23 protein-coding genes are annotated in these 24,885 nt (G+C 67.0%); 13 read left to right on the top strand and 10 right to left on the bottom strand.

Annotated elements, in window-relative coordinates:
* Positions 1-12: 12 nt before the first annotated feature.
* Positions 13-879, bottom strand: coding sequence for a MipA/OmpV family protein (locus IEV99_RS16435; RefSeq protein WP_244643900.1), 867 nt, complete (start codon positions 877-879; stop codon positions 13-15).
* A gap of 103 nt (positions 880-982) precedes the next feature.
* Between IEV99_RS16435 and yidD the strand changes: the two genes are divergently transcribed.
* Entirely contained in the window at positions 983-1,375 is a 393-nt protein-coding gene (gene yidD, locus IEV99_RS16430) for a membrane protein insertion efficiency factor YidD (RefSeq protein ID WP_188518821.1), read from the top strand.
* A gap of 58 nt (positions 1,376-1,433) precedes the next feature.
* Positions 1,434-3,431: a threonine--tRNA ligase gene (gene thrS, locus IEV99_RS16425; RefSeq protein ID WP_188518820.1), complete on the top strand. Its 1,998-nt coding sequence runs from the start codon at positions 1,434-1,436 to the stop codon at positions 3,429-3,431.
* 56 nt (positions 3,432-3,487) lie between these two features.
* Here thrS and IEV99_RS16420 read toward each other — a convergent pair whose 3' ends face one another.
* From IEV99_RS16420 to IEV99_RS16405, 4 genes are all read right to left on the bottom strand, one after another.
* Positions 3,488-3,829: a c-type cytochrome gene (locus IEV99_RS16420; protein ID WP_244643899.1), complete on the bottom strand. Its 342-nt coding sequence runs from the start codon at positions 3,827-3,829 to the stop codon at positions 3,488-3,490.
* 63 nt (positions 3,830-3,892) lie between these two features.
* Positions 3,893-5,779 carry a methyl-accepting chemotaxis protein gene (locus IEV99_RS16415; RefSeq protein WP_188518819.1) on the bottom strand — a complete coding sequence of 629 codons (1,887 nt, stop codon included), beginning with the start codon at positions 5,777-5,779 and terminating at the stop codon, positions 3,893-3,895.
* A gap of 94 nt (positions 5,780-5,873) precedes the next feature.
* A complete protein-coding gene (locus tag IEV99_RS16410) occupies positions 5,874-6,821 on the bottom strand; it encodes an RgsD C-terminal domain-containing protein (RefSeq protein ID WP_188518818.1) in 948 nt (315 codons plus the stop codon).
* Between the two features lie 92 nt (positions 6,822-6,913).
* Complete coding sequence (locus IEV99_RS16405; RefSeq protein ID WP_188518817.1) at positions 6,914-9,337, bottom strand: YfhO family protein; 2,424 nt, start codon at positions 9,335-9,337, stop codon at positions 6,914-6,916.
* 233 nt (positions 9,338-9,570) lie between these two features.
* On the opposite strand from IEV99_RS16405, the gene IEV99_RS16400 reads away from it, so the two are divergent.
* Positions 9,571-10,137 (top strand): nitroreductase family protein, encoded by a 567-nt coding sequence (locus IEV99_RS16400; RefSeq protein ID WP_188518816.1) that lies wholly within the window; start codon positions 9,571-9,573, stop codon positions 10,135-10,137.
* 48 nt (positions 10,138-10,185) lie between these two features.
* Positions 10,186-10,785 carry a flavin reductase family protein gene (locus IEV99_RS16395; protein ID WP_188518815.1) on the top strand — a complete coding sequence of 200 codons (600 nt, stop codon included), beginning with the start codon at positions 10,186-10,188 and terminating at the stop codon, positions 10,783-10,785.
* Between the two features lie 25 nt (positions 10,786-10,810).
* On the opposite strand, the gene IEV99_RS16390 is transcribed toward IEV99_RS16395, so the two are convergent.
* Both IEV99_RS16390 and IEV99_RS16385 read right to left on the bottom strand, forming a co-directional pair.
* A complete protein-coding gene (locus IEV99_RS16390; protein ID WP_188518814.1) occupies positions 10,811-11,677 on the bottom strand; it encodes an HpcH/HpaI aldolase/citrate lyase family protein in 867 nt (288 codons plus the stop codon).
* Positions 11,678-11,680: 3 nt separating this feature from the next.
* Positions 11,681-12,178: a MaoC family dehydratase gene (locus IEV99_RS16385; RefSeq protein ID WP_188518813.1), complete on the bottom strand. Its 498-nt coding sequence runs from the start codon at positions 12,176-12,178 to the stop codon at positions 11,681-11,683.
* A gap of 117 nt (positions 12,179-12,295) precedes the next feature.
* On the opposite strand from IEV99_RS16385, the gene IEV99_RS16380 reads away from it, so the two are divergent.
* The gene (locus IEV99_RS16380; RefSeq protein ID WP_244643898.1) at positions 12,296-13,357 is read left to right on the top strand and encodes a lytic transglycosylase domain-containing protein; all 1,062 of its coding nucleotides are present in this window, start codon (positions 12,296-12,298) and stop codon (positions 13,355-13,357) included.
* On the top strand, positions 13,354-15,051 hold the full coding sequence (locus IEV99_RS16375) for a DUF2336 domain-containing protein (protein ID WP_188518812.1): 1,698 nt from the start codon (positions 13,354-13,356) through the stop codon (positions 15,049-15,051). The genes IEV99_RS16380 and IEV99_RS16375 overlap by 4 nt, the downstream gene beginning before the upstream one ends.
* 12 nt (positions 15,052-15,063) lie before the next feature.
* On the opposite strand, the gene IEV99_RS16370 is transcribed toward IEV99_RS16375, so the two are convergent.
* Complete coding sequence (locus IEV99_RS16370; RefSeq protein WP_188519700.1) at positions 15,064-15,840, bottom strand: NAD kinase; 777 nt, start codon at positions 15,838-15,840, stop codon at positions 15,064-15,066.
* Between the two features lie 109 nt (positions 15,841-15,949).
* Between IEV99_RS16370 and IEV99_RS16365 the strand changes: the two genes are divergently transcribed.
* The gene (locus IEV99_RS16365; RefSeq protein WP_188518811.1) at positions 15,950-16,843 is read left to right on the top strand and encodes a polysaccharide deacetylase family protein; all 894 of its coding nucleotides are present in this window, start codon (positions 15,950-15,952) and stop codon (positions 16,841-16,843) included.
* A 3-nt stretch (positions 16,844-16,846) separates the two neighbouring features.
* On the opposite strand, the gene IEV99_RS16360 is transcribed toward IEV99_RS16365, so the two are convergent.
* Positions 16,847-17,434 carry an NUDIX domain-containing protein gene (locus IEV99_RS16360; protein WP_188518810.1) on the bottom strand — a complete coding sequence of 196 codons (588 nt, stop codon included), beginning with the start codon at positions 17,432-17,434 and terminating at the stop codon, positions 16,847-16,849.
* 176 nt (positions 17,435-17,610) lie between these two features.
* Here IEV99_RS16360 and IEV99_RS16355 point away from each other — a divergent pair, with 176 nt between their 5' ends.
* From IEV99_RS16355 to IEV99_RS16345, 3 genes are all read left to right on the top strand, one after another.
* Complete coding sequence (locus IEV99_RS16355) at positions 17,611-17,958, top strand: hypothetical protein (protein ID WP_188518809.1); 348 nt, start codon at positions 17,611-17,613, stop codon at positions 17,956-17,958.
* Between the two features lie 272 nt (positions 17,959-18,230).
* Positions 18,231-19,943, top strand: coding sequence for a pyrroloquinoline quinone-dependent dehydrogenase (locus IEV99_RS16350; RefSeq protein WP_188518808.1), 1,713 nt, complete (start codon positions 18,231-18,233; stop codon positions 19,941-19,943).
* 88 nt (positions 19,944-20,031) lie between these two features.
* The gene (locus IEV99_RS16345; protein WP_188518807.1) at positions 20,032-20,619 is read left to right on the top strand and encodes a c-type cytochrome; all 588 of its coding nucleotides are present in this window, start codon (positions 20,032-20,034) and stop codon (positions 20,617-20,619) included.
* Positions 20,620-20,634: 15 nt separating this feature from the next.
* Here IEV99_RS16345 and IEV99_RS16340 read toward each other — a convergent pair whose 3' ends face one another.
* Positions 20,635-21,555 (bottom strand): ankyrin repeat domain-containing protein, encoded by a 921-nt coding sequence (locus IEV99_RS16340; RefSeq protein WP_188518806.1) that lies wholly within the window; start codon positions 21,553-21,555, stop codon positions 20,635-20,637.
* A 108-nt stretch (positions 21,556-21,663) separates the two neighbouring features.
* Between IEV99_RS16340 and IEV99_RS16335 the strand changes: the two genes are divergently transcribed.
* The 3 genes from IEV99_RS16335 (at position 21,664) to IEV99_RS16325 (ending at position 24,800) form a co-directional block, all read left to right on the top strand.
* Positions 21,664-22,536 carry an alpha/beta fold hydrolase gene (locus tag IEV99_RS16335; protein ID WP_188518805.1) on the top strand — a complete coding sequence of 291 codons (873 nt, stop codon included), beginning with the start codon at positions 21,664-21,666 and terminating at the stop codon, positions 22,534-22,536.
* Between the two features lie 88 nt (positions 22,537-22,624).
* On the top strand, positions 22,625-23,611 hold the full coding sequence (locus tag IEV99_RS16330; protein ID WP_188518804.1) for a PQQ-dependent catabolism-associated beta-propeller protein: 987 nt from the start codon (positions 22,625-22,627) through the stop codon (positions 23,609-23,611).
* Positions 23,604-24,800, top strand: coding sequence for a type 1 periplasmic-binding domain-containing protein (locus IEV99_RS16325; protein ID WP_188518803.1), 1,197 nt, complete (start codon positions 23,604-23,606; stop codon positions 24,798-24,800). Before IEV99_RS16330 ends, IEV99_RS16325 begins: the two co-directional genes overlap by 8 nt.
* Positions 24,801-24,885: the final 85 nt, after the last annotated feature.

The raw sequence follows: 24,885 nt of genomic DNA, 5'->3' as shown, positions 1-24,885 counted from the left end.
CGCTTCAGGCGCTCAGCGCTTCCAGCCGCCGCCGCCGAGCTGGAACGAATAGCTGGCGCTTGCGCCGACCGAGAACTGGTCGCGGGAGCCGAGGTTGCGGACGATGGGGCTGTCTGCGGCCGAGCCGGTGAGGCGGTCATAGCCGCCGCGCACCGTGGTCGCCCACTGGTCGTTCCATTGGTAGGTGGCGGAAGCCGCCACGCCAACGGACTTGACGCCGGGATCGGCCTTGTAGGGCGTCACCGCGCCATTCCACTGGGCGTCCTGCTGGCTCACGCCAAAGTACGCGTTCATGTATTCGCCGCCCGCAATGGCGACGCGGGGGCCGATGGCGAGCGTCAGGTTGCCGATGCGCTGCACGTAGTCGAGCGCCAGGCTGCCGACGAGGCCGTTGTAGCCGTTGATGCCGTAGCGCAGTTCGCCGCGGACGCGCAGCGTGTCGGCCAAGGGCCAGAACTCGCCGAAAAGACCGGGCTCCAGCGACCACTTGGCGTCGCGAATGCCGTAGAGGGCGCGGTTGTCCTCGCGGTAGCGGCCGGACTGGTAGCGGGCGACCACGCCCACATTCCAGCGGCTGTCGCCGAACAGCGCGAAGCTGACTCCATCGTCAGGCGCCTTGAAGCCTTCGGGCTCGTCCGTGCGGCGAAGGCTCAGCGACGGATAGGCGAGGAAGCCATAGTCCTTCGAGCCGGGGAAATCAGGCGAAACCACCACGTTGCCGCGAACGGTCAGGAGCCAGCCCGCCGGCTGCGAGCCGACCGCGATGGGGGCCTCGACAGCGTCCGCCGCTTGGGCGGAAGAGACGCCGATGGCGGGCAGAACGATCGAGCAGGCCACGCCCATTGCGCGTGCGGTGAAAGATCGAACGCGATAAACCATGTACGCAAAGCTCCGTGTGCGGGCCGCCGGCGAACGGCTTCGAACCGCGGACGCAAGAGGCTTAGCCCAGCCAATGGCCGAGACGCAAGCAGACGTGAAGAAGATGCAAACGCCCCATCAGGGTGGCGCGACAGGGTTAACGAAGCCCTACCGAGCCAGCGCATGGGCGGCGCATGGGCTGATAAGGCTCTATCAACTCACATTGTCGGGCCTGATCGGGCGGCAATGTCGCCACTGGCCGAGCTGCTCGAGCTACACGGATGAGGCGATCGGCCGCTATGGGCTCTGGGCCGGGGGATGGATGGGCGCGGCCCGAATCTGCCGCTGTAACCCCTGGGGCACGGAGGGCGTCGACCTTGTTGCGGCGGCGTTGCCGCCCGGCGGAGCGTGGTATAGACCGTGGCGCTATGGGCTTTGGCGCGGCGTGAACGCCCCAGCGCGCATCCGATGCGAGGCTGTCGATATGGGCGACGGCGCGGCCCCGCCCTCGTCCTGACCGTCGCCACTTTCGCTTACCTGCACGTGTTTGCAGGAGTGAGCCGGAGAGCTGCAGCATGATCAACGTGACCTTCCCCGACGGCGCCGTGCGCGAGTTCGCCCCCGGGACCACCGGCCTCGACATCGCCAAGGGCATCTCGCCCTCTCTCGCCAAGCGAACGGTCGCGATGGCGCTGAACGGAGCGCTGGCCGACCTCAATGATCCGATCGAGCGCGACGCCAGGCTCGAGTTTGTGTCCCGCGACGACCCGCGGGCGCTGGAGCTCATCCGGCACGACGCCGCTCATGTGCTCGCCGAGGCCGTGCAGACGCTGTGGCCGGGGACGCAGGTGACCATCGGCCCAGTGATCGAAAACGGCTTCTACTACGACTTCGCTCGCAACGAGCCGTTCACGCCGGAGGATTTCCCGGCCATCGAGGCCGAGATGCGTAAGATCATCGCGCGCGACAAGCCCTTCACCAAGGAGGTCTGGACCCGCGACGAGGCCAAGCGCGTGTTCGCCGAGAAGGGCGAGGGCTTCAAGGTGGAGCTCATCGACGCCATTCCGGCGGGAGACGACCTGAAGATCTACCGGCAGGGTGACTGGTTCGACCTGTGCCGCGGCCCGCACATGACCTCGACGGGCAAGATCGGCGAAGCCTTCAAGCTCATGAAGGTGGCGGGCGCCTATTGGCGCGGCGATTCCAACAATCAGATGCTGACCCGCATCTACGCGACCGCCTTTGCCAAAAAGGAGGATCTCGAAGCCTACCTGCACCAGCTGGAAGAGGCCGAGAAGCGCGACCACCGCCGGCTCGGCCGCGAGATGGACTTGTTCCACTTCCAGGAGGAAGGGCCCGGCACCGTCTTCTGGCACCCCAAGGGCTGGACGCTGTTTCAGACCATGATCGCCTATATGCGGCGGCGCCTGAGGGCCGACTACGACGAGGTCAACGCCCCGCAGATCCTCGACAAGAGCCTGTGGGAGACCTCCGGACACTGGGGCTGGTACCAGGAGAACATGTTCGCCGTGAAGTCGGCGCACGCCTTCACGCACCCGAACGACCCCGATGCGGACCAGCGCATCTTTGCGTTGAAGCCAATGAACTGCCCCGGGCACGTGCAGATCTTCAAGCACGGGCTGAAGAGCTACCGCGACCTGCCAATCCGCCTCGCCGAATTTGGCGCAGTGCATCGCTACGAGGCGTCCGGCGCTCTGCACGGGCTGATGCGCGTCCGCGCTTTCACGCAGGACGACGCGCACATCTTCTGCACCGAGGAGCAGCTCGAGGCCGAGTGCCTGAAGATCAACGAGCTGATGATGTCGGTCTACGCCGACTTCGGTTTCGAGGAAGTGGTGGTGAAGCTCGCCACGCGGCCTGAGAAGCGCGTCGGCACGGACGCCATGTGGGACCATGCGGAGGGCATCCTGCGCAAGGTGCTCGACAAGATGGCGACCGAGTCCGGCGGTCGCATCAAGACGGGCGTGAACGAGGGCGAGGGCACCTTCTACGGCCCGAAGTTCGAGTACACGCTGCGCGACGCGATCGGCCGCGAATGGCAGTGCGGCACCACGCAGGTGGACTTCAACCTGCCGGAGCGGTTCGGCGCGTTCTATATCGGCGCGGATGGCGAGAAGAAGCAGCCCGTCATGGTGCATCGCGCCATCTGCGGCTCCATGGAGCGCTTCCTCGGCATCCTGATCGAGAGCCACGCCGGGCACTTCCCGCTGTGGCTGGCGCCCGAGCAGATCGTGGTGTGCCCGATAACGAGCGACGTCGACGATTACGCGCGGCAGGTCACCGCCAAGCTGCGCGACGCCGGGCTGCGCGCCCGCTCCGACCTGCGTAACGAGAAGATCAGCTACAAGGTCCGCGAGCACTCGCTGGCCAAGGTCCCGGTGATCATCGCGGTGGGCAAGAAGGAAGCCGCCGAGGCCGCCGTGACGGTCCGTCGCCTCGGATCGCAGGCGCAGGAGGTGATGAGCCTCGACGCTGCGGTGGCGCGCTTCCTCGACGAAGCCACGGCGCCTGACCAAATGCGCGCGCAAGAGATGCGGATCGCGGCCGAGTAGTCGCGACCTGACGTCTTCCCGCCCGGTTGTCTCCCGGGCGGGGAAGGCGACCTGCGCTACTTCTTCAAGCTTCCGATATAGGCCACCAGGTCGGCGACCTCGGTGCGGTTGAGCTGCATGTCCGGCATTTTCGGGTGCGGGTTCATGAGGAACTTGTCCAGCGGAACCACTGCTGCGCCGCGCATTGCGATGCTCGCAAAGGATGGAGCGTCGGTTTTGGCGCTGGCCTGGCCAGGCGCCACGACGTGGCATTCCGCGCACCAGCGCTTGGCGATGCGGCCGCCATTGGCGGCGTCGGCCGCGAAAGCGGGGCTGCCTCCGGCTATCGGCAGGGAGAGAATAAGGACGTAGATGCGGTTCGAGGCCATGCGATCACCCGTGATGAAGGATTGCAGCATGCTCCGGGTCACAACGGAGCGCGACGACTTCGATCAACGCTGATCGCAATTTGTGCGATGAGGTCAGGCCGTTCTGCTTTGCCGAAGCGAGCGATGCAGCGCCTCGATCTCGACCCGCACCGTATGGGCCTCGGCCTCCAGCGTGCGGGTCGTCGCCAGCACGTCGGATGCGCAGGCGTTGGACAATTCCGCGGCCGCACGGATCGCATCGGCGCTGCGGGAGGCGTCGGCGGCCGTCTGCGCCGCGGTGGCGATGCGCATCGCAATCTCGCTGGCCGAATAGCTTTGCCGGGCCACCGTGCCGGCGATCGCCTCGGTGGTGTCGCGGGTCACGCTCAAGCGTTCCTGAACGGCGCGAACGCTCTCGATCGAGGTCCGACCGGCTCGCTGGATGGCGGTGAGCTGATCGCTGATCTCTCCGGTGGCGAGCGAGGTCTGAGCCGACAGGTTCTTGATCTCCTGCGCGACCACCGAGAAACCACGTCCAGCCTCTCCGGCGCGCGCCGCCTCGATGGTGGCGTTCAGGGCGAGCATGTTGGTCTGGTGCGCGATGCTTCTGATGAGCTGCACCACGCGGTCGATTTGTTGGGTCGCGACCAGGAGCTCGTCGAAAGCGCCGTTGCTGCGGTCGGCCTCCGCGATGGCTTCGTCGAAGGTCGCGAGCGCCCCGCTCACGGCGCGCTCGGCCTCGATTCCCATGTCCGAGATCGTGATCGCGCTGCCCGCGACCGCGTCTACATTGCGCGCCGATGCGTTCGAGACTTCCGCGGCTCCGGCGCTGCCGTCGCGCGCCGCGATTGCGGCCTGATTCATGCGCGCCGATTGCTCGCCGATGGCGTGAATGATCGTGTCCAGGGTTTCGATGGACGATCCGAGATGGCCACTCAGCTTCTCGACGCCGGCCAGCACTTCGGCGTCACGCTGGGCCAGCTTCTCGCGCTCGTCGCGCAGCGCGAGTTCGGCGAGCTGTTCTGTGGCCAGCTGGCTGGCGCGCTGGAACGCCTCTCGCGCTAGCCGCGCCCTGATCGACAGAACAACGGCCCCGGCGATCAGGCCCATGCCGAGCAGCCCCATAAGCGCGATTGCGACGCCCCGCCTCTGCAGCGCAGCGAACGCTTCTTGCGTTGAGAGCCCGACGGCGACGACCAGGTCCTGCCCGGTCACCCGGCGGAATGCGCCGATGCGCTCGATCCCGTCGATCGGACTGGTGAGCCTGTAAGAGCCTTCCGCGCCGTTGCGGATGGTCTCAAACATGGGCGTGCCGACCACGGAGAGGCCGGTCGAATTGGGCTGTTGACCCCGACGGGTCCGAACGATGCCATCCAGCCCGAAGAGCCCGACGACTCCGTCGCGGCCGAGATCGACGGATTCGTAGAGACGGGAAAAATGGTCCGGGTCGATCGACGCCACGATGACGCCCCCGAAACCGCCGTTGGGAGCCTTGATGGCGCGCGTAAGCTGGATTGACCAGCGGCCGGACGCGCGGCCGAGCAACGGCTTGCTGATGTAGAGCCGATCTTCGCTGCGCTCCCGATGAACCTTGAAATGCTCGCGGTCGGAGATGTCCACCCGCTCGGTCGCGGGCTTCATGTTGGACATGACAAGCACGCCGTCGGGCGAGACGATGCTGAGCTGGAAAGTCAGGGAGTCGAACTGCGACGCCCGCCCCGAATACGCGGCGGTGACGACGTCGATCGATCCCTCCTCGTAAAGCGCCCGGATGAGCAGGAGGATCTTGTCGACTTCCCGGATGGTGCGGCCCGCGCTCTCTGCGAAAAGCGTCGCCATGTCGGCGGCTTTGCGTTGCGCGCCCGAACCGGCATTGCCATGCTCGATGACCAGAATGGAGCCGAGCCCGGCCCACATCACGATCGCGAGCGTTGCGCCGACCGCGATTGGAAAGCGCGCTGCGCGCTCGCGGAAAATGGGGCTGATGAATCGGCTGAGCACGCGGCGGTACCTCCGCGAGCACTTTCCCTTAAAAGTGTAATATCTCGATTAACAACTTTAACGCGCCGGCGATGCGTTTGTCGCCTGAAGCGCACTAGCGCGCGAGCACCTCGATGTCCCGGTCGAGCCCCGACTTCACGGTGAACTCCTGCGTGTAGACCTTGCCGGCGTTGCGCGCGATGGCGACGTACTCGCCTTCCGCCAAGGCCATGGAGGGGAAGGCGCCGATTGCTTCGCGGATGGTGTCGCCGCCAGGCGTCAGCACGCTAAAGGCCGTGTTGGCCAGAGCCTCGCTGCCGGGAGCGGTCACGAGCTTCAGCGTGACGGTGGCGGCTTTGTGGCGCAGCGTCGCCTCGGTGACCTTGCCGGCCTCGATTTTCAGGTCGGCGTTCATGATCGCGTTGCTGTCGCCATAGGTCGACACGATGCGGTAGGCGCCTTCGGGCAGCCTGATCAGCGTGCCCGCATGCGCGCCTTCCACCACGGCGCGCCCCTCGGGATCGTTGCCGAGCGGAACATAGACGCTGAAGCGCAGCTTCTCGGGCGGGATGAGCGTGTCGCCGATGATGCCGCCGAGCACGAGGCCGCCGGCGTTGATCGTGAGGCTTACGGTGCTGGGCGCGCCGCTCATCACCACACGGCGGGTGGCGCTCGCCAATCCGTAGGCGGCATGGACGATGTAGACGCCAGGGTCCAGCGGGATGCTCGGCGAGGCGGAGGTCGATTCCTGCACCAGCGTCGCGGGCGATCCATCTTGCGGCTCGGCGTAGATCCGCCACGTGATGCCGGTGCGGATCGGGCCGGCCTGTCCCCCGAGCACCGCCCCGAGATAAAGCATGCCGCCGTCACGGTGAATGGCGGTGGACGGCCCGGATCGCGTCGGCGCAGGCTGTCCGCCGCTCGCCTCCGGATTGGTCGGCGGCGGCAGGGCGGTGGCCGGCGACGTTGGCGTCAGCGGCGGGAACACCGTCTGCGCGGTCGCCGTTTCCAAACCCAGCGCCCCCACGAGCAGAAGCGCGATCGTGATCGTGTTTCGAGCCATTGAACCATTGTTCACCGCAGCGTGGCGGCGCCTTCGACCGGTCGTGTTGTGCACCCGGACAGGCCCCCGGACAAGCTCCGCAACGGGAACCGTCAGCGCGTGGCGGTCTCGCCGGCTCCCTCGCGATGAACGAAGTCCGTCGCTGCGGTCAGCAAATTGTCCGTGGAAAGCGGCCGGAATGTGAATTCAACCTGATGTTGACCAGCAGGCACCTCCACGCCGCGGAACAGGAGGTTGGCCTTGAGGACATTCTTTTCCTCGCCGTCAACGGTCACTTCCCAACCCGGGTAGTAGAGATCGTGCAGCACCAGAAGGCCGGCGCGCTCGGTGGTGACCGAGAGCTTCACGCTGTTGCGCTTGTAGGACAGGATCTTGACCTGCGAGGCGTTGCCGCCGTCCTCCGGCGTCGCGTCAGTCTGGGCCGTGTAGTTCCCGTCCAGGTATTCCAGGTCGCCCTTGTCGATCAGGGCCTCGGTGCTGCGGTCGAACTCCGGAAGCTCCTCGTCCGAAAGCACCTCGTCGGTCTCCACCGGGCGGAGACGCGACGCCACATAGGCGCGTGGCGCGGCCGGGGCCAGGCGGTAGATCCACATATTGTCAGATGAGTAGAGCAGGGTGGCGGCGCTCAGCCGCGGGAAGTGCCGCGGCAGCTTGTCGGCCGGCCGGTCCAGGACGAGATATTCGAGGCCGAGCAGCCGGGCCAGGTTGCAACGATACCCGCGGAACGTGCCCGGGAACTGGCGCAGGCGCAGTTCGACGGCGTTCTCGCCCGGCCCGACGGCCTTCTCGTATTCGGCGATCCGCAGGGCGTTGTAGCCGACCGTATCCTCGATCCCGAGCACCATGGAGGCGTTCTGCCACGCGCCGGTCAGGCCGAGGATCTCGACGCGGGGCCGCTCGCCCTTGGCGTGGCGCTCGTCCAATTCGCGTTTCAAAACATTCAGGCCCGCGAAGTCGCCCGGCTTGAGGCTGTCATAGACGGCGTAACGGTTCGAGGGCTCGGCGTTCAGCGCCGAGGCGGCATTGCGCCAAACGAGTTCGCCGCCGGTGAACACCACCAGGATGGCGGCAGCGGCTAGGCGCGCCTGGCGCCCTGTCTGTTGCACCGCGAGGGTGAGCCCGACAGCCGCCACTGCAAGAAACAGCGCCACCTGGACGCCAGCCTCGAGAAGATGGCCGCCGCGGCTGGAGAAGATGAGCCCGGACGCGAGCAGCCCGGCCGGAATCGCGAAGGCGGCAGTCTTTTGTATCCTGGCCGCCCAGGGGCGGAGCCGTTCGGCCACGGCCATGCCGCCGTCCGCGACATAGCGATGGACGCAGTAGCCGGCGCAGAAGGCGAGGGAAATGTTGATCAGGAAGGTCGCATCGGCGGGTCGGCGGTAGAGCGCAATGCCCGGCACATGGTCGAACAGGCGCACGAACACCGGCGTGTAGCGGCCGAGAGCGTAGATCACCGCGAACAGCCCAAGCAGGCCGAAGAACCGCAGCTCGCGATTGAACAGGCGGCCCTTGCCGACGCCCTGCCACAGGATCAGGACGACCGGGATCGTGCCGGCGAAGATGTAGTTTACGGCCCGATCCGTGTAGGTGCCCTCCGGCACCGTGTCCCACATTGGGCCCCAGTAGTCGTAGGTGTGGTTCAGCGTGCCGAAAATGTTCGGCGTCAGCATCGTGACAAGGCTCGACGGCGGCATCGAGTTCATCGCCGCGACGCCGTAGCTGATCGCAGGGCGGTTCGAATCCGCCAGCAGCTGCATCGTGAGGAGCGCCGGGATGGCCAGCATGGCGACGATCACGACGGCGGCCAACGCTAGCAGGGGAGCGCGGGTCAGGGCGAAGCGGAGCGGCTGGGTGGCGCGAACGCCCTGGCCGACCACCGCGGCCGTGATGGCGAGGCAGCACAGGAAGGCAACCTGATCCCGGCCGAGCGCCATCAGTCCGGCGCAGACGCCAAAGGCAAGCGCAGCTTTCCAGGATTTCTTCTCCAGCGCGATCTCGACGAAAAGCAGCGCAGGCAGGAAGAACGAGTAGGAGAAGATCATGCCCGTATGCTGTAGGCGGGCAGCGGCCGAGCCGCCGAGCACGATCATCATCGCGGCCGCGACGGCGCCGATCGGGTGCCAGCCGCGCCGATAGAAGAGGCCGAGCGTGGCAAAGGCCGGCAGCAGCAGGTGGGCGAACACGACGCCATCGAAGAGCTGCATGCTGGCTTCGGGCGCAAGCCAGGCGAAGGCCGCCATCGTGGGGGTGAACAGCAGCGACTGGGGATCGGCGACCGAAGGATGGCCGCTGAAATGGTAGGGGTTCCACAACGGCCATTCGCCCTGGGCCAAGGCTGCGCCGAGATACCGGAACATTGGGTAGAAGTGGTTCTTGGAATCCCAGGGCACGACGGAGTCGGTGAAGCGCCAGGTGAGCGCGGCGACAATCCAGAAGGCCAGCACGGCGCCGACCGCCGCGAGGGTCGCGCGGCGCGTCCAGAGATTCTGCGGTTGCATGGGAGAGGCGGGAACCATGGGGCGGGAACTCATGCGCACGAGTGGCGATGGTGCGCGTGCCTTGACGGCGTCGCGAGCTAGCCCTAGCTCTCGATCGCCTTCGAACGGGCCGGTTTATCCGGCCTCAGCGCGCCCCATCCCGATGTTGGCCACACATTTCCATGTGGCGCATGAACACTGCATGAATGTGGAATAGGACCGCTGGTCGCCCGTCGCCGGGTGATTGCTCGTCCCCAGGTTGACGGACGCCCATGACAGACACCCTCGAGATGCTCCGGACCCGCCGCTCGGTTCCGCCCCAGTTGATGACCGGCCCGGGCCCGACCGCCGCCGAACTGGAGGCGCTGCTCGCCGTTGCGACCCGAGTGCCGGATCACGGCAAGCTGGCGCCCTGGCGGTTCATCGTGATCGAAGGGGACGCGCGCGACCGGCTGGGGGAAGTTATCGCGGCGGTCTTCCAGGCCGCCAACCCGGGCGCTGACGAGGACAGGCTTGCGGTGGAGCGTGGCCGGTTCAACCGCGCGCCGCTTGTGGTGACGGTGGTGAGCCGCGCCGCGCCGCACGTCAAGATCCCCGAATGGGAGCAGGTGCTCTCGGCCGGAGCGGTGTGCATGACGCTCACGGTCGCGGCCAACGCCATGGGATTCAAGACCGCCTGGTTGACCGAGTGGATGGCCTATGACGCCACGGCGCGCGAGGCGATCGGCCTGGAGCCTCAGGAGACGGTTGCGGGATTCATCCATATCGGCCGGGGCGAGCCCCAGCCCGATCGGGTGCGGCCCGACGTCGCCACCCTGGTGACGCGCTGGGGCGCGTGACCGATCCCGAAAAGCAGAGTCGTCTCAGGGCTCAAGGATGATCCGCGCATGTTCTACGACACTGTGAACTACGCCCACGGCTTGCCGCACGATCCCCTGAAGGCGATTATCGCGCCCCGGCCGATCGGCTGGATCAGCGCCGTTAGCGCCTCCGGGCAGGTGAACCTGTCGCCTTATTCGTTCTTCAACGCCTTTTCGACTCGGCCGCCCATCGTCGGCTTCTCGTCCGAGGGGTTCAAGGACGCGGTGGCGTTTATCAGCGAAACCAGGGAGTTCGTCTGTAATCTGGCGACCTGGGATCTACGCGACGCCATGAACGCAACGTCGGCGACGCTGCCGCGAGGGCAGAGTGAGTTCGACCATGCGGGCCTGGAGCAGGAGCCATCGAGCATTGTCAAACCGCCGCGGGTCAAGGGCGTGGCGGCCGCGCTGGAGTGCCGGCTCACCGACATCCAGCAATTGAAGACCTCTACGGGCGAACAACTCGAGCGTTACCTCGTGCTCGGCCACGTCGTCGGCGTTTATATCGACGAGCGCTTCATCAAGGACGGGCGCTTCGACATCACGGCCGCAAAGCCCATCGCCCGCTGCGGTTACCACGACTACGCCGTCGTGAACGAGGTATTCTCGATCGTTCGTCCGAGTTGACCGGGAGCCCTCGGGCGAAGCCCGCCTATTTCGCCCGGTCCAGTGTCCGGAGCGCACGACGCAGGTGAGGCCGGTCCAGCATCTCGCCGTCCAGGCCGATCACGCCGGCGCCCGGATAGGCGTCGAACAGGTCAACGATCCGGCGCGCGCGCGCCACCGCTGCGGCGCTCGGCGTGAACACCTCGTTGATGGTCGAGACCTGGCCGGGGTGAATGGCCATCTTGGCCGTGAAGCCATCGCGTCGCGCTGCTTCGCATTCGGCCCGCAAACCGGCTTCGTCGCGGAAATTCGTGAACACGGTGTCGATGGGCGCGACCTCGGCCGCATTGGCGGCGAACAGCGTTAGCGTGCGGGCCAGCCTGTATGGATCGGCGTAGACGCCATTCTGATCACGGCTTGTCTCGGCTCCGAGATCGGCCGACAGGTCCTCGGCGCCCCAGGTCAGGCCGGCGAGGCGGTGGCTCGCACCCGCGTAGCTGCCCATGTTGAAGATCGAACGCGCCGTTTCGGTCGCGATCGCGACGATCGCAACGCCCCCGTCCTGCTGTCCGTTCTCGGCTTCGCGCACTGCGAGCTTGGCCGCGAGATGCTGGACATCCGACCCCGAGATCGTTTTTGGCAGGAAGACTCCGTCCGGCCCGCCTGCCATCACGCCGTCCAGGTCCTCGTCCGCCAAGCCTGTGTCCAGGGCGTTGATCCGCACGAAGAGGCGAGGCCGGGCGGCCACGGCGGTTGCTTCCCGCAGGAACGCCAGGGCCGTCTCGCGGGCCGCCGCCTTTCTGTCGGAGGCGACCGAATCCTCGAGGTCGAGGATCAGGGCGTCGGCGCCGCTCGCGAGAGCCTTATCGAGCTTACGGGCGCTGTCGCCCGGCACGAACAACAAGGAGCGCATGGGTCAGGCCTGCGGCCGCTTGCGCATGAAGGCCTGGCGACGGCACTCCGCCACCAGCGCTCCATCCTGCTTGTAGGCGCGGTGGATGAACTCGACGATGCCGGCATCCGGACGCGAGCGTGACTCCCGCTTGTCCGCCACATCGGTGGTGCAGCGCACCGTGTCGCCCTCGAACAGCGGCGCCGGAAAGCGAACGTCGGTCATGCCGAGATTCGCGATGGTGGTTCCCACCGTGGTGTCGTTCACCGAGATGCCGATCATCAGCCCGAGCGTGAACAGCGAGTTCATGAGCGGCTGACCCCACTCGGTCTCGGTCGCGCAGAAATGGGCGTCGATGTGCAGGGGCTGCGGATTCAGCGTCATGTTGGAGAACAGCATGTTGTCCATCTGCGTCACCGTGCGGGTGAGCCGGTGGGCGATTCTTTCGCCCACCACAAAATCCTCGAAATAGAGGCCGCCGCGAGGGTGGCGTGGCGCCGCGCGCGCCGTGATGTCCGACATGTCGCCATTCCCTTCTGCTGAGGGCTTCCGGATCGCATTGACCATCCGTTTACCATGAATCGGCACAGTGTCAGTCCGACCGTCGACGACGCGTCGGCGGTTCGCTCTGGAGTTGCGATGTTCCTGTTCACCACACCCGCGGTCACGCCGGAGCCAAGGCCGCTCGCGCCGGCGGCGCAGACGCCCGTGGTGGACGCCATCAAGACCGGGTCGGCGCAGACGGGAACGGACTTCGGCTACCTGCTACAGACGGCGCAACGCGAGTCATCGCTGGTACCCGACGCAAAGGCCAAGAACTCGTCCGCGACCGGCCTCTTTCAGTTCATCGAGCAGACCTGGCTTGGGCTGGTCAAGTCGAAGGGCGCGTCCTACGGTCTCGGAGCCGAGGCGCAGGCCATTAGCGAAGGCCGGTCGGGGCGCCTGGACGTGGCCGACCCGGCGGCCAAACAGCAGATCCTCGGCTTGCGCAACGATCCCCGCACGGCGGCCCTGATGGCCGGCGAATTCACGCGCCAGAACGCCGCGACGCTCGCCTCGGCGCTGGGCCGTCAGCCGACGTCAGGCGAGCTTTATGCGGCGCATTTCATGGGCGCGGGCGGAGCCGCCGAACTTGCGCGGCGGGCCCAGACCACCCCTCAGGCGGTGGCCGCGGAGGTGTTCCCGGACCAGGCCGCAGCCAACAAAGCCGTTTTCACCGACAAGGCCACAGGTCGGCCCAAAACGGTGTCGGAACTCTACGCGTCGCTCGTGAAGACGCCCGCCGCGGCGGACCCGATCTCATCAGATCCGTCGACCTGGGCGGCGGCTCAGCCCGCGACGCTGGCCACCGCCTATGCGCGGCAGGACGGCCCTCGCATGCATGGCCTGTTTCGGACGGAGGGCGACCGCTCGCCGATGAACCAGACGGTGGCCAAGCTTTGGACCGGGCTGCCGTCAAGCCGTGCCGCTTCCGACGCGCCAAGCTACTTCCCGCGCACGGCCTCGCTTGCGAAGGCGACCGCCACCGACGCCGTCGCGGCAGCGCCCATGGGAGCGGCGCCTGCTTCGGGCGCCTCGGCCGGTCTGACCGTCCCGCTTCCTCCAGAACGACCGCCCGAGTTCTCCATCCGTCCCGCGGTAGCTCGTCATCAGCGCGCACCGCTTGATTTGCTCTCATTTCGCGTAAAGGGCGCGTCATGATCGTCCGGCACTACATGGCCTGGATGCGCACGGCGGCGGCGCCAGCCCGGGCCGACGCGACCGCGGCGCTTGCACACGCCTATTTGCGCTCCGAGATGGACCCGAGCGAGCGTGGCGAAGCCGAGGCTGCGCTGACGCTCGCGCTGGATGACCGGGAGGCTGCCGTGCGCATCGCGTTGGCGGAGGCGCTGGCGGACTGCGCCGAGGCTCCCCGGCACGTTATCCTGGCGCTGGCTGGCGACCGTAGCGAGGTCGCCGCAATCGTTCTCCAGCGATCGCCGCTTCTGTCCGACGCCGAACTCATCGAAATGGCGGTGGCTGGAGACGTAGCCGCGCAGGTCGCTGTCGCGCGGCGCGCCTTCGTCGCCGCCCCGGTGGCCGCCGCCCTGGCGGAAGTCGCCGACGAGCCGGCCGCGCTGGCGTTGCTGGGCAATGTAGAGGCCGAGGTGCCGGCTTTCTCGCTCGCCCGAATCGTGGAGCGGTTCGGCTCCAATTCGGCTGTGCGGAACGCGGTGCTGGCGCGGCCGTCGACGCCAGTGGACGTGCGGTTCGCCGTGATGTTGGCGGAGCGCCGCGCCTTGGCGCTGGCGGACCGTGACGGCGCATTGCGTCGCGAGCAGTTCGCTCACGAGGACGAGGAGCGCGTCGCCGTTGCGCTTGCCTCGCTTTGTGACGAAGACGACCTGGCCGGCCTCGTCGCGCATCTGCGCGCGACCGGACGCTTGACGGCGGGGGTGATGCTGCGGGCGCTGCTGTCGGGCGACCTGCGGCTGCCAACCTCAGCTCTCGCCAACCTCGCCGGCATGGCCGAACGTCGAGCCGCCGCCTTGATGGTGGAGCCGCGCGCCGGAGGCTGGCGGGCGCTGTATCGCAAGGCCGGCTTGCCGGAGAGCCTCATGCCGGCTTTCGCGAGCGCCGTTCAAAACTGCCGCGAGGTCACGGCCGATTTCGCCGGGTTATGCGGCGGCCCCGTCGTCGCGCGCCGGATCATCGCGCGCGTGCTGGCGGACCGCGATGTGCAGAACGCCGTCGGTGGAGAACGTGTCCTCGCGGTGCTGCGGCGCTTCGAGGTCGAGACCGCCCGCGACGAAGCCCGGCTCGCCGCCTCGATGATGCTCGACTCGCTGGCGATCGCTCACAAGCCGCCGCTCGCCCTGGCTGCGCCGGTGCCGGTGTCGGCTCAATTCGAGCCGCCGGTGTCGGCGACCATCGAGCTGGCGCATGAAATTTCAAAGAAGAGCCGCGCGGACGAGATCCGCCCCATTGTGTTGGCGGCAATCGAGGACGCCTTGTTGCTGAGAGGCTCGGTGGTTGAAGCGGATATCGCGGTCGACCCGGCCCCGGTCGCCGATCACCCGCCCGCCGCATTGATCACGCCGGACAAAGTCCTCGACCCATCCGCCGCCGAGCATCGCCAAGCGGATCAGCCGCCGCAATTGCTCGCAACCGATCTCGCCGCCGAACCGCAGCTCTTCGCCGAACAGGATGAGCCATCAGACTGGGCCGACGACATGATCCCGGCAGCCGCCAACGACAAGGACCCGGTTACGCCGGTTTTCTCGCTTCCGTCGGTCGTGATGTGCGCCGACACAGAGGCCCCGGTGCTGACCGTTGAGGCCCGGGCGCTGTTGCGGATCGAGGAGATGGTCGCGCAGGCCTATGCGGACGCGCGTCGGCAGGAGCGGGCGGCCTGAACCGCCGCCTGCTCAGTAGCCGAATTGCTCCAGCAGGATGCGCTCTTCCAGGCTGTGGCCGGGATCGTGCAGCATCACCATGTCGACGGTCCGGTCCATTGCGATGTCGACGCGGCGAATGTTGCGATGCTCGAAATGATCCGCCACCGCGCTGATCGGGCGCTTGATCGGCTCCAGCACCTCGATGGAGATGCGGGCGTGATCCGGCAGCAGAGCGCCGCGCCACCGCCGGGGACGGAACGCGGAGATCGGGGTCAGCGCCAGCAGCGGGGCGTTCAAGGGCAGAATGGGGCCGTTCGCCGAAAGGTTGTAGGCCGTGGATCCGGCCGGCGTCGCCACCAGGATCCCGTCGGCGACCAACTCGGGCAGTCGGGTCTTGCCGTCGATCGTCACCTTCAGCTTGGCGGCCTGATAGGTCTGGCGGAAAAGATAGACCTCGTTGATCGCCCGCGCCGTGTGCGACACGCCGTTGGCGTCGGTCGCCACCATCAAGAGCGGGTGGACGATGCTGCGCTCGGCCCGCTCCAGGCGGTCGAGCAGGCTCTCGTCGTGAAACTCGTTCATCAGAAAGCCGACGCTTCCGCGGTTCATGCCGTAGATCGGCTTCCCGGAGCCCATGAACTGGTGCAACGTCTGCAGCATCAGGCCGTCGCCGCCGAGCGCCACGATGACGTCCGCCTCCGCGGGACTCACCTCGCCATAGCGCGCCGCGAGGATCTCGCGGGCCGCGCGAGCGTCGTCGGTGTCGCTGGTGACGAGGGCGATCCTGTTGAAGCGGCGCACGAGGATTGTTCCGGCACACCGGCGTAGGAAGCCGGCCTGCGCTGCTTAGCATGATTTTCGCTTGGCCGCGCGAGCGGCTCCCGCCGGCGCGGCATCGCCAAGGACCATCACGCCCATGCGCCATCACGACCGCTACGACTACCACCCGCTCCCGCATCGGGCTGATTATTCCTGGCCGGAGGGGCGGCGTCTCGCGGTGTACCTCGCCCTGAACCTGGAGCATTTCTCCTTCGGCGAGGGCCTCGGCGCCGAGCTCGCGCCGGCCGGGCCGCACCCGGACGTCCTGAACTATGCCTGGCGCGATTACGGCAACCGAGCCGGCGCGTGGCGGTTGCTTCGGATGTTCGATGACCTCCAGCTGCCCTGTTCGGTGCTGCTCAACACCTCGATGTACGACTACGCCCCCGACCTCGTCGACGCGTTCCGCCGGCGCGGGGACGAGATGGTCGGGCATGGACGCACCAACAGCGAGCGTCAGGGCGTCATGGCGGAGGCGGACGAGAAGGCGCTGATCGCGGGCTGCACCCATGCCATGCTGGAGCGCGAGGGCCGCGCCCCTCAAGGATGGCTTGGCCCCTGGATCTCGCAAAGCGCGACCACGCCGGATCTGCTGGCGGAGGCCGGCTACGGCTACCTGCTGGACTGGTGCCACGACGACCAGCCCGTCTGGTTTCGCACCCGTGGGGGAAGACGCATCCTTTCGGTGCCCTATCCGCAGGAGTTGAACGACATTCCGCAGATCGTCGGGCGTAAGCGCGAAGGCGCCGAATTCGCCGACATGATCGTCGACAGTTTCGACGAGCTGCTCGAGGAAAGCCGCGACCGTCCGCTGGTGATGGGCGTCGCGCTGCATGCCTATCTGGTCGGCTGGCCGCATAGGGCCCGACATCTGCGTCGCGCGCTGCGGCATATCCGGGACCGGGCCGATGGACGGGTCTGGATCACCACAGCGGGAGCAATCGCCCGCCATGCCGCCAGCCTGCCACCCGGCGTTGTGCCGGGCGCTTGAGGCCTACCGGAAGAGCTCAGGGCGGCGCGCCTGGAGCGACAGGATGAGCACGAGCGTTTTCACGTCCGTGACTTCGCCCCGCGCGACGCGGGCCGCGAGTTCCGCCAGCGGAGCCTCCAGCACGGTGATGTCCTCGTGCTCGTCCAGCACGCCGCCGCCCGCGCTGACGCGGTCTTTGGCCCGATAAGGCGCGAGAAAAAAGTCCATGTATTCGGTGGAGAGCCCCGGCATGGGCCAGCCGCTGACCACGTGCTCGAGTTCGCCGAGCCGCAGGCCACATTCCTCCATGGCTTCGCGGCGGGCGCAGTCTTGCGGATCGTCCTCGTCCAGCAACCCGGCGGGCGCTTCCTCCAGCGACAGGACGCCGCCGGCCACAAAGGGAGCTGGCCGAAATTGCCGCACCAGAATGGCGACACGACGCTCCGGGTCATAGGGTAGGACGCAAACCGCCCGGCCGTGGTCCTCGATTTCGCGGTTCACCACCGCGCCGTTGGGCAGGCGCATGCGTGCGATTGAAAAGGTGCTCCAGCCGTCATGAACGACCTTGCTGTCGAGCACGGCGGGCTCGACCCGCTGGCGTTCGTCATTCATGTGGAGCTCCCAAGGGTGCGCCGCCCGCCCGCGGCCCATAAAGCGCAGCGGCGGCTTACGGGCAAGCGCGGCCATTCCGGCCCGTGACGGCTCGGCGCGGCGCTTCGGATGACAGCTGCCGCTTGCGAAGGAGGCTGAAACCTGCTGCGCTGACGGTCAAACATTGGGGGGAAATCATGGGCAGCCGCTTCGCCGTCGTGGCGCTTCTTTGCAGCTTGGCTGCGCCCGCTTTCGGGGCGGAGCGCGGCGGGATACGATTCTGGAATCTCACTGGCGTTACATTGGACCAGGTGCGACTTGCGCTTCCGGGCTCCGGCAAGTGGGGAAAGAACCAGTGCGCCAACGATCGCGACGGCACGGTGGATTTCGACGAACGGCTGCGCATCACGGACGTGCAACCTGGGCGATATGACGTTCAGGTGCGCGAGGAAGGCGGGCGCACCTGTGTGGCGCGGAATGTCGAGGTCAAATCGGGGGAGGTTTTTGCGGTTCATGAACGCGATTTGACGGACTGCACAAAATAACCGCTGCTTTACGGTCGTTTTCGTCAGAATGCGAGAAAGTGTTCGCCTGCCTGCATGTGGCGCTCGCAAAATATCCGCCCTCGGCGCGCGTCGCCAGGTTTGATGATCGTTCAGCGGTGAACGAGTATGTAGCTGGCATCCCACAGTAATCGCCCGCCGGGCGCCTGAACCTTGGCGTTGACACCCTGATTCCACGGGCGCAGCATGTCTGTCCCGGCTGTCGATGAGCCGCAAAGACGGCTTGGCCGCGGGATATCGGGGAGGATTTCAGGATGGTGTCGAGAACACGCCAGTCATTGGCGATGCTTGCGTTTGCGCTTTCGGCAGGCCTGGGGGCCACCGGATATGCAAGCGCCCAGGAGATCAAGACAGCCTCCAAGTGGGGCGACATGAACTCCGTTACGCAGGACCTGCTCAGCCGCGCCGCGGGCGACGGCAACAACTTCCTGCACACGAACGGCAACTACGCACAGACGCGGTTCTACCCGAACCGGCAGATCAACGTCGCGAATGTCAGCAAGCTGCGCCCGGCCTGGATCTTTCAGACCGAGGTGAAAGAATCGCTTGAGACCAGCCCGATCGTCGTCAACGGCGTGATGTACGTCACCACGGCGTTCAACCACGTTTACGCGCTGGACGCGCGCACGGGCGAGGAGCTCTGGCACTTCAAGCACAAGATGGGGCCGATCACGGTCTATTGCTGCGGCCCGAACAACCGCGGCGTCGCGGTGAGCGGCGACATGGTCTACATGGCCACGCTTGACGCCAAGCTGCTGGCGCTGGACGCCAAGACGGGCAAGCAGGTCTGGGAGACGCAGATCGCCGATCCGGAGCTCGGCTACAGCGAAACGATGGCCCCCACGGTCGTGGACAACAAGGTCCTGATCGGCACCAACGGCGGCGAATACGGCATTCGCGGCTTCGTGAAGGCGTTCGACACCAAGACCGGCAAGCTGGTCTGGACGTTCAACACCGTGCCGGAGAACTCGGTCGGCGTTTGGGCGACCAAGGACGCCACCGGCCGCGACATGAAGCGCAATATCGACGCCGAGAAGGCCCAGCTCGCCAAGACCGGCGACCCCTACAAGACGCTCGGCGGCGGCGTGTGGCAGAACCCGGCCGTGGATCTCGAGACCCGGCGCATCTACTTCGTGGTCGGCAACCCGTCGCCGGACCTCGACGGCTCGCTGCGCCCCGGCGACAACCTCTACACGGACTCGCTGGTCTCGGTGAACCTCGACACCGGCCAGTATGTCTGCCACCTCCAGTACATCGCGCATGACGTCTGGGATCTGGACGCCGTGAGCCCGCCGATCATCACCACGGTGGCGGACAAGGACGGCAAGCCGATCAAGGGCGTGCTGCACGGCGGCAAGACTGGCCACGTCTACGTGCATGACGCCAAGGACTGCAGCCTGATCCGCTTCTCCGAGGCCATGGTACCACAGGAGAACATGTGGGTGCTGCCGACCAAGGAGGGCGCGCGCATGCTGCCGGGCGCCAATGGCGGCGTGGAGTGGTCGCCGATGGCGATCAACCCCAACCTGAACCTCACTTACGCGATCAACCTGCACCAGCCGATGACGTATCACGTCGAAAGCTCGAACTACCCGGCTGGCAAGCTCTGGCTCGGCGGCGCGTTCAAGGTGATCCCGACCGAGGAGCAGTGGGGCAACGTCACGGCCGTGGATTACAACACCGGCAAGATCCGTTGGCAGGTGAAGACCGCGCAGCCGATGATCGGCGGCATCCTGGCGACGGCCGGTGGGCTGGTGTTCACCGGCGAGGCGAACGGGCAGTTCAAGGCCTATGACGCCGAGACGGGCTCCAACCTCTGGAAGTTCCAGGCCGGCGCCGGCGTGAATGCGCCTCCGTCCTCCTACACGGTGGATGGCAAGCAGTTCATCGTGGTCGGCGCGGGCGGCAACACCCAGATCGACTACAAGCGCGGCAACAGCATCATCGCATTCACGCTGGCCGAATGAGCCTGCCTGCCTGATGATCCAGAGACCGGGCGGGGCCGTGATGCGGCCCCGCTCTTTTCGTCCCCCGAGACACTGAGAAACGGCCATCATGACTTCTGGAAAGGCCCGCACGACGGCGGCTCTGTCCGCCTTTTTTGCCTGCGCGCTCACGAGCGTCGCCTTCTCGCAAACCGCCTCGATCGACGAGAAGGCCCAGACCTGCCTTCAGTGTCACGGCGAGCAGGGCAAGGCCATCGACCCGAGCTATCCCTCGATCTGGGGGCAGCACCAGGGTTACCTCTACTTGCAGTTGCGCGACTTCAAGCTCGGCAACCGCAAGAACGAGATCATGAACGGGATCGCGCAGGATCTGTCGCGCGAGGACATGATGGCGCTGGCCGAATACTTCTCCCAAAAAACATGGGTGAACCTCAACCAGCCACGCGCCAGCGAGGCGGACGTGAAGCGTTCGGAAACCGCCATCGTGTCGGGCCAGTGCGGCGCATGCCATGGCGCGGACGGCGTGGGGGCTGGGACGACGCCGCGCATCAACGGCCAGTCGCACGACTACCTACTGAAGACCATGGAGGATTTTCGCGCCAAGGTGCGGACCAACAATCCGTGGATGAGCGACATCCTGGGCACCCTCCAGCCCGAGGACCTGCAGGCTTTGGCAAACTACTACGCGGGCAAATAGCAACTGGCAGGCTGCTCAGCCCCCCGAAAGCGCGAGGCGCACAGCCTCGCCCGCCGCAAGATCGGCGGCCGTCTTGCCTTCCTTGTCGCGGCGCGATGGATCGGCGCCGGCCGTCAGGAGTGTGCGTACGATGGCGGCGTGTCCGAGTTCAGCCGCCGTCATCAGCGCCGTCCGGCCGCGGTCGTCAGTGTCGTCCACCGGGACGCCGCGCGACAGGACCAGTTCGACGGTGCGAACCCCGTCGACCTCGGGCGAGTCGTTGGCGTGGCCTGCCGCCCAGATCAGCAAAGTGAGATCATTTGCGTAGCGCTGGCGCGGATCGACGCCGGTGTCGAGGAGGCGCTTGACGATCGCCGTGAATCCCCGGGCGGCGGCGTAGACGATCGCTGATTTGCCGGTGCCGTCCACCGCGCTGGCGTCGCCGCCGCGGGCCAGGAACATTTCGACCAGACGTTCGTTCCCGTTGAAAGCCGCGGCGCTCAGGGGCGAGACGCCGGAACGGCCAGGCGCCTCCATATTGGCTCCGGCGGCGGCGAGGATCTGCACGATCCGCGTTTTGTTGGCCTGGGCGGCGACAAACAGGGCGGTTCCGCCCTGGAGGTTGCGCTGCTCGGGGTCGGCTCCGCGCTTAAGCAGCATTTGCACGGTCGACGAATGGCCGTTGCGGGCCGCGATAGACAGTGTGGTGTCGCCCTCGCGGTTGCGCGCCAGTGGCGAGGCGCCCGCGTCCATCAGCCGCTCCAGCAGCGCGTCGCAGCCGCTCGCTGCGGCGGTAAAGCTTTGTGAGACGACCTCAAGGGGCAGGGCCGTCGACCGGACGAGATCGTAGCGGCGCTCGAGATCGGGGCACGGAATGGCATCAGCCTTGCTTGGCGTCGCGTGCGCCAGCAACGAGGCGCACACGACGGCGGCGAGGCCTGGCAAACAATGGCGCATCTCGACATCCCCCGGCGATCTTCTTCTTGGCTAGCCGCATGGTGGCGCGTCCGCGCCGCGAAGCCAATGCTTTCGTGGGCGTGGGGGCCGCGAGCAGTTGGCCTCGTCATGCTGGGCGTGTGGCTCGGCGCAGCGGCTCCCGGACCGGCCGTCCATCAGCCGCCAGGGCGGCTCTACGACACCGTGGATGCGCGGCTGCATCTGTTTTGCGCAGGGCAGGGATCGCCCACCGTCGTGCTCGAGGCCGGGCTGGGCGGCAACCACCTGGACTGGACGCTCGTTCAACCCCAGCTCGCCGCCGTGACACGGACCTGCAGCTATGACAGGGCGGGGGCGGGCTTCAGCGACAAAGCGAGCCGCCCCCGCACGCTGGCGTTCCTGGACCAGGATCTCGAAAGCTTGCTGGCCAGCGCCGGCGTGGATGGGTCCCTTGTGCTGGTCGGCCACTCCTTCGGTGGCGTGTTGGCGGCCCATTTCGCGGCGCGCCACCGCGATCGGGTGGTCGGCCTCGTGCTGGTGGACAGCATGCATCCGCGGGAGTTCGAAAGCTTCGCGGAAGCCGGGATCGACTTGCCGCGCGATCCGAACCAGGTGCTGAACCGGACTCCTGCGGCGGCGGCGGGCTACGGATTGCCCGACGGCATGCAGCGCCTCGCCGTCGATCTGGCGACCGCCGAGAAGGCGCGGCTCTCGGTGATCCGCGAAATGCGGGGCATCGGCGCAAGCCTGGCGGACGCCGAGCGGGCCGGCTATGTGCGCATGCCCTCGCGCGTGCTTGTCCATGGCGACGGCGAATGGAACGGGGCTTATCCGGATGGGCGCATGGAGCGGGTGTGGCGCCGGCTGCAGGCCGATCTTGCCCGCCAACTCGGCGCGCCCGCGCCCGAGAGCGTGCCGGAAGCCGGTCACCAGATCCCGCTCGACGCGCCGGAGGCGGTGGTGCGCGCTGTGGAAGCCGTGATGCGCGAAGCGAGCCGATAATCGCCCCTGCACCGGACTTGCTCCGCGGGGCTGGCCGGACCACGATGAGCCCAACAAAGCCGCTCGCGCGGCGCGGGGGGAGCAGGTCATGGTTGGCGGGCGAAGCGCCTGGGTTCGACGATTGGTCGCGCTCGTCGTGGCCAGCGCGGTTGCGCAGGGAGCAGCGGCCGGCACCGGGCTCATCTACGTGTCGCATGAGCGTTCCGACAACATCGTCATGCTGAACAAGGCCGACGAGGTCGTCGGGCAATTCAAGACCTGCGCCCGCCCACGCGGCATGCTGCGTCTGCCGGACGGCAAGAGCCTCGTCGTCGCCTGCGGCAACGACGACACGATCGCGGTCTATGACCTCGCGAGCCATACGCTGCTGAAGCGTTTCAGAGACATCCCCGACCCCGAGACCTTCGATCTCCACCCCAACGGGCGCGACCTTTACATTTCCAACGAGGACGACTCGGAAGCCACGGTGCTGAACCTCGAGACCGGGGAGGTGACGGCCCACCACGCGACCGGGCCTGAGCCCGAAGGCGTGCTGGCGACGCCCGACGGAAAGAGCGTGTTCGTCGCCTCGGAAGCGGGCAACCTTGTGCATGTCATCGACACGGCAAGCGGCAAGGTCGTGAAGGACATCATCACGGGCTCGCGTCCGCGCCGCTTCGCGCTGGCGCCGGGCGGCAAGGAGCTCTGGGTCTCGTGCGAGATCTCCGGCATCGTCGACATCATCGACGTCGAGACTCTGGCCTCAAAGGGACAGATCAATTTTCTCCCGAAAGGAATGCGGCGCGAGCAGGTAACGCCGGTGGACCTCGTGATCACCCGCGACGGCAAGACTGCCTATGTGGCGCTGGGCCGCGCCAACCATATTGCGGTCGTGGACGTCGGGACGCGCGCGGTGAAGGACTACATCCTGGTTGGCCGGCGGCCGTGGGGCCTGCGATTTTCGACCGACGAGAAAACGCTTTACGTGGCGAACGGGCTGTCGGACGACCTGTCGATCATCGACATCCCGAGCGGGAAGGTCCGCAAGACCGTGCCGGTCGGCATGGTGCCGTACGCGGTGATTGTGGATGACTAGCGGCCTCCTGCGGGTCGGCCTGGGCTGGATCGCGCTTGCGCTCACAGTCGCCGTCGCCGCGCCTGCGGTCGGGCAGGGCGCTGCGCCGGAGCGTGTGATCTTGTTCGTCGATCGCGAGGGTGACCCATGGTACGCGCGGCTTCCCGGCCATGACGGGGTAGCGCGCATCGAGCGCCAGAGCTCCCTGCCGGGCGCGGAACTCGCCGCCAAGGACGGGCGCGCGGCCGGAAGGGCGCTGGGCGTAACGTTCAAGGTCGTCCGCCGCACGCTGAAGGCGGACGAGCCGGTCGGCGTAGTGCTGACGACCGCCGCCGCCGAAGGCGTCCGCGCCGCCGTTCTGGACCTCCCGGGCGCGGACCTGCTCGCCGCCGCCACCGCTGCGCCCTCGATGGCGCTGTTCAATGTGCGAGACGAAGAGGACAGCCTGCGCGCCGACGCCTGCAGGGGCACGCTGTTCCACGTCATCCCGTCGCGGTCCATGCGCACCGACGCGCTGGCGCAGCTGCTGGTGCGTCGCAACTGGAAGAAGATCCTGGTGCTGGAGGGTCCGGAACCTGGCGACATCGCATATTCGGCCGCCATGCAGGCCTCGGCCAAGAAGTTCGGCGCGCGCGTCGTCGCGGTGCGGCCTTTCACAAATACCAATGATCCGCGCCGCCGCGAGGAGAGCAACATCGGCCTCCTGACAGGCGGCGACGACTACGACGTCGTTTTCGTGTCGGATCTCGTAGGCGAATACGGCCGCATGGCTCCCTATCGCACCATCCTGCCGCGACCGGTCGTCGGCACGGAGGGCCTGCGCGCGCTGGCCTGGCACCCGGCGGCGGAGCGCAACGGAGCGCCGCAGTTGAACCGCCGCTTCGAGCGCGACGCCGGCCGTCCCATGCAGTCCGAGGACTGGGCCGCCTGGGCGGCCGTGCGCGCCGCGATCGACGCCGAGACGCGGTCCGCGGGCGATGCAGCGCCGGGCGCGCTGGTCTCTCGTCTCATGCGCCCTGACATGAGCCTCGAGCTCTACAAGGCCTATCCGGGATCGTTCCGGGCCTGGGACCACCAGCTGCGGCAAGGCGTGTTCCTGGCCACGCACAACGCCGTGATCGACCTCGCCCCCATCGAGGGCTTTCTGCACGAGACCAACACGCTCGACACGCTGGGGCCGCCGCCCAACCGCTCGCCCTGTGGGCGTTGAAAGTAATTTGGATTTGTTCCCAGAGGGAACAAGTGCATTCGCGGCCGCTTGCTTTTTCCGCGCTGGGGACCATGGTCTAAGGCCT

It is taken from the genome of Alsobacter metallidurans (genome assembly GCF_014636935.1).
Classification (GTDB): domain Bacteria; phylum Pseudomonadota; class Alphaproteobacteria; order Rhizobiales; family Beijerinckiaceae; genus Alsobacter; species Alsobacter metallidurans.
The sequence above is the reverse complement of the archived record's forward strand: the minus strand, read 5'-3'. Positions and strand labels throughout refer to the sequence as shown.